The following is a 4,908-nucleotide window of genomic DNA, read 5'->3' as shown; positions in this document are numbered from 1 at the left end:
CGCGCGCCGCGCACGCGGGCCGCGCGCCGCGGCTCCCGTACGCGACCCGCCGCCCCGGGAGCCGGGGCGCCGCCGTCGCTGTCAGCGCAGGCGCAGTGCCTTCATGGCCCGCAGGCTGCGGCTCATGAACTTCGCGTACGCCTCGTCGTCCATGCCGAACGACGGGGCGAGCGGCAGCACGCGCTGCCGCGCCACCGTCTGCACCTCGGTGAACTTGTGGATGCCCTCGGCACCGTGGCGCCGGCCGAGGCCCGAGTCCTTCATGCCGCCCATGGGCGCCCGGACGCTGCCGTAGGCCGCCGCGTAGCCCTCGTTGATGTTGACCGTGCCGGTGCGCAACCGCCGTGCGACGTCCAGGCCGTGCCGGGCGCTGCGCGTCCACACGCTGGCGTTGAGGCCGTAGTCGCCGGCGTTCGCCCGGGCGATCGCGTCCTCCTCGTCGCGGAAGCGGTAGACCGAGACGACCGGCCCGAACGTCTCCTGCGCGCACACCGCCATCGGCGCCTCGACCGCGTCGAGGACCGTCGGCTCATAGAAGTACGGGCCGATGTCGGGGCGGGCGGTGCCGCCGGCGAGGACCGCGGCCCCCTTGGCGACGGCGTCCTCGACGTGCGCGCTCACCGTCTTGAACTGGCGCTCGCCGACGAGCGAGCCCATGTCCGCGCCGTACGCCAGCGCGGAGCCGAGCCGCATCGCCTTCGTGCGGGCGACGAACCGCGCGAGGAACGCGTCGGCCACGGCCTCGTGCACGTACAGCCGCTCGATCGAGACGCACAGCTGCCCGGCCGAGGAGAAGCACGCCCGGACCGCGCCCGCCGCCGCCTTCTCGACGTCGGCGTCGGCGAGGACGAGCATCGCGTTCTTGCCGCCCAGCTCCAGCGAGGCCCCGACCAGGCGCTCCGCCGCGCCGCGCGCGACCTCGCGGCCGGTGCGCGTCGAGCCGGTGAACGAGACGTAGTCCGCGTGCCGTACGACCTCGGGCCCGATCACCGGACCGTCGCCCAGGACCACCTGGAAGACCTCCGCGGGCAGCCCGGCCTCGATCAGCAGTTCGCGCGCCCACAGGGCGGTCAGCGCGGTCTCCGAGTCCGGCTTCATCACGACGGCGTTGCCGGCCGCGAAGGCGGGCAGGGCGTCGCCGGCGGAGAGTTCGAGCGGGTAGTTCCAGGGCACGATCTGCCCCACGACCCCCTTGGGCTGGCGCAGTTCGGTGACCCGCGTGAGGGTCGGCACGACACCCGTGCGACGGCGGGGCGCCAGGTAGGAAGGGGCGGCGCGGCCGTAGTGACGGGCCTCCACGGCGAGGCCCTGGACCTCCTCGGCCGCGTGCGACCTGGCCTTGCCCGTCTCCAGCTGGATCAGGTCGAGGACCTCGCTCTGCCGGTCGAGCAGCAGGTCGTGGAAACGCAGGAGGACGGCGGCGCGCCTGCGTACCGGCAGGGCCGCCCAGGCGGGCTGCGCCGCGCGGGCCCGCTCGAAGGCGGCGGCGACGTCCTCGGGCGTCGACGCGGGCAGTTCGGCGAGGACCTCGCCCGTGTACGGGGTGTGGCTCGGGGTCCGGCCGGAGCCGACGACGCCGGCGCCGAGCCGCGCGACCAGCTCGGGGGTGACCACCTCGGCCGCGGTGCGCCCCGGGGCCGCGGGCAGCGCGACCGGGTTGGTGCCGGGTCCGGCGGCCTCGGCGGAAGGAACCCCGGCGGCGTCCTCGGCGGCCTCGGCTGCGGGAGCTGCCGGAGCCGCGGCAGCAGGGGGCTCGACGACGAGAGGCCCGCCGGCCGGAGGCCCGGCCGCGGGGGCCTCGCTCGCGTCCGCGGCCCGCCCGGCCGCCGCGGCTGACTTCGTCGACTCTGAGTCCGTCATGCGGCGAGGGTATTCCGCATCCACGGCTTTGGGTACCCGTCGGTAACCCTCTTCACCCCCCGGTCACAAAGGCCCGGCGCGCGACGGAACCGTGCGCCCCCGCACCACGCCCCCGGCCGCCCCGGCCCGCGGGCCGGGCTGCCGTCCGGTCCGGCCGGCTCAGTCGCCGGAGTCCGGCGGCTGCCAGCCGCGCAGGACGGTCGAGAAGGACGACTCGTCCCAGTCGGCGGTCGGGCCGGACATGTAGACGGCGTACTCGGTGCCCGTGTCGCCGTCCACGTACATCAGGTCGGCGGCCGTCCGCGGGCCCGCCGGGCCCTGGCTCGGGCCCTGGGTCCAGGTGAACTCCCAGCGCGCGGCGAGCTTCTGGTCCCGGTAGGTGTCGGACCGCAGCATCATCCGGTGGTAGTCCGGCAGCCCCCCGACCTTGCCGCCCGAGCCCTCCAGGTTCTGCAGGTGGTCCAGCGGCGTGGGGAAGTCGGGCTGGGGATCGATGCTGATCCGGACGAAGTGCTGGTCGTTGTCCGGGCTGTAGTCGATGGTGCTGACGCCCTGCACGCGCACGTACCCCTTGGGCAGCCAGATGCTGAAGCCCTCGGGGGCGTCCACGCGCTGCCAGCCGTCGGGGAGGCTCTGCCCGCCGCCGGTGCCCGTGTCGTCGGACGGCTTCCCGTCACCGGGCGAGGCGCCGCCCTCCGGGGACGAGCCGCCGGTGCCGCCGGTCTGGCGGGTACCGCCGTTCCCGGTGGTGCTCTTGTGCGTGCCGTCCGCCCGCGCGCCGCCGGTGGTGGTGCCACCGGTCGTGGAGCGGCCCCCGTCCGAGGAGCCGCCGAACTGCGTGACGCCGTAGCCGATTCCGCCGCCGAGGACCACGGCGGCGACCACGGCCAGGACCACCGTGCGGCCCCGGGAGCCCCTGCGGCCTCCGCCGTCGCCGCGCACCGGGCCCTGCCCGGGCCCGCCGCCTCCCGGGTGGTCGTAGGGGCGGACTCCCGCGTAGGGCCCGGTGGGGCCGTAGGGGCCGGCCTGCGCCTGCCCGGCCGTCGGTCCCGTGGCCCCGGGGTGCGCGGACCGGATGTCGTGGGAGTAGCGCGGGGCCGTCCCCGGCGGATCACCCGCGCCCTGGTGGTACACGTGCGTCCCGGCCTGCTGGGGGCCGCCGGACGCCGGCGGCGCCGGGTGCTGCTGATACGGCCCGGTCTGCTGAGCCTGCTGCGCCTGCTGCGCCTGCTGCGACAAGGGCTGCCGCACGTGCGTCCCCGCCTGCGGGTGCTGTGCGTGCGTACCGGACCGCGCGCCGTACGGGCCCGCCACCGGTGCGGTCGGGCCCTCCGCCGGGTAGGCCCTGGTGCCGGCCCCCCGGCCCTGCGCCACGTCCGCCAGCATGCGGGCGCACTCCTGGGCGGCGGGCCGCTCGCCGGGCTCCTTGCGGAGCATCGCTACGATCACGGGCCCGAGGTCCTCGGCGGCCGTCGGGTACGGCGCCTCGTCGACGATCACGGCCTGGAGCGTGGAGAGCGCGCTGTCGCGGTGGTACGGGGAGACGCCCTGGACGGCGGTGTAGAGCGTGGCGCCGAGCGACCACAGGTCCGACTCGGGGCCGGGCGACGAGCCCCGCACCCGTTCCGGCGCGAGGTACTCGACGGAGCCTATGAGCTCCCCGGTCCTGGTGACCGAGGCGTCGCCCTCGACCGCCGCTATGCCGAAGTCCGCGAGCAGCACGTGCCCGTCGCGCGCCAGCATGACGTTGGCGGGTTTGACGTCCCGGTGCAGTACGCCCGCCGCGTGCGCGGCCCGCAGCGCGCCGAGCACGGCCACGCCGATCCTGGCGGCCTCCCGGGCGGGGACCGGGCCGGACTCCTTGACGGCGTCGGACAGCGAGCGGCCGTCCACGTACTGCATGACGATCCACGGTCTGCCGTCGTGCTCCAGCACGTCGTGCACGGTGACGACGTTCGGATGGCTGATGCGCGCCGCGGCCCGCGCCTCCGTGCGGGTGCGCCGGTGCAGCACCTCGCGCTCGGCCTCCGTCGCGTACTGGCCGGCGGTCAGTTCCTTCACCGCCACCGTGCGGTTCAGCAACTCGTCCTGCGCCCGCCACACCCGGCCCATGCCACCGCGCCCTATGGCTTCGGTGAGACGGTATCGGCCGGCGAGGAGCCCCCCGGCGCCCGTGCTCTGTGAATCGTCCACTTCCACGCTTCCCCGCCCTGTTCGTCGCGCCCCCACAGGTTACGGACGATCCCTGACGGTGCGGTACACCGGTACCGCATGAGACAGCACTGTGACGTCGGCTGTGACCATCGGCCTACTGCCCGTCAGAAGCGTTGTCAGTGAACGGTCTTGTAGGAGGCGGTCGCCTGCTGGTAGATCTCGCTGACCTCGTCGCGCTGGCTGTCCGGGCCGATGACCTGGATGACGTGGTAGCGGCCCCCGAGGATCATCGCGAGGTTACGGACGTACACGGTACGGCCGTTGCTGTCCTGCCAGGTATACTGCCCCTCGGCCATGGACTGTTGGCCGACCTCGATCCTGCGCAGCCCGGAGGCGCTCGCCCAGGTCGACGAGCGGAACTCCGCGAGTTCGGGCTCCTTGTCGCTCTGGTAGGCGAGGGGGTCGGAGCCGTCGGCCTTCACCGTGTCCCGGCCGGGGACGACGATCAGGCTGAAGCCGCCGCTGACGTACCGGACCTGGCCGCTGTCGTTCATCGGGCGGCGCTGCCAGTCCTGGCGCACCGCGAGCTGGAAGCCCTCGGGATCCTTGCGCAGGACGTAGCCCTTGGCGAGGTGCGTGCCGGAGTCCGCGGACACCGTCGGCGCGCCGGACGCGCTCTGCCCGCCGCCCGCCGCGGGCGCGCCCGCCGACGAGCTGGAGGAGGGCGCGGTGCCCGCGCCGGCGGGCGGCGGGGCTGCAGCCGACTGCGTGGGGGCCTCGCGCACGCTCTGCCCGCCGGTGCGGTCCGACTTGGGCATGAACGCGACGGCGTAGACGAGCGCGCCGACGAGCACCAGCAGGATCACGATGAGCAGGGTGCGGCCCAGGGAGCGC

General features: G+C 75.1%; 3 protein-coding genes. All 3 read right to left on the bottom strand.

Features of this window, described 5'->3' with window-relative positions; all coding sequences use genetic code 11:
• Window positions 1–81: 81 nt before the first annotated feature.
• On the bottom strand, window positions 82–1,860 hold the full coding sequence (locus tag L1885_RS23520) for a succinic semialdehyde dehydrogenase (RefSeq protein ID WP_235799170.1): 1,779 nt from the start codon (window positions 1,858–1,860) through the stop codon (window positions 82–84).
• A gap of 159 nt (window positions 1,861–2,019) precedes the next feature.
• On the bottom strand, window positions 2,020–4,053 hold the full coding sequence (locus L1885_RS23515; protein ID WP_235799169.1) for a serine/threonine-protein kinase: 2,034 nt from the start codon (window positions 4,051–4,053) through the stop codon (window positions 2,020–2,022).
• Between the two features lie 137 nt (window positions 4,054–4,190).
• Window positions 4,191–4,908 (bottom strand): serine/threonine kinase C-terminal domain-containing protein (locus tag L1885_RS23510; protein WP_505016787.1); only part of this gene is annotated, 718 nt, incomplete at its 5' end.

This window comes from Streptomyces fuscigenes (assembly GCF_021556455.1).
Lineage (GTDB): Bacteria > Actinomycetota > Actinomycetes > Streptomycetales > Streptomycetaceae > Streptomyces > Streptomyces fuscigenes.
This window is presented reverse-complemented; position numbering and strand designations above follow the sequence as displayed.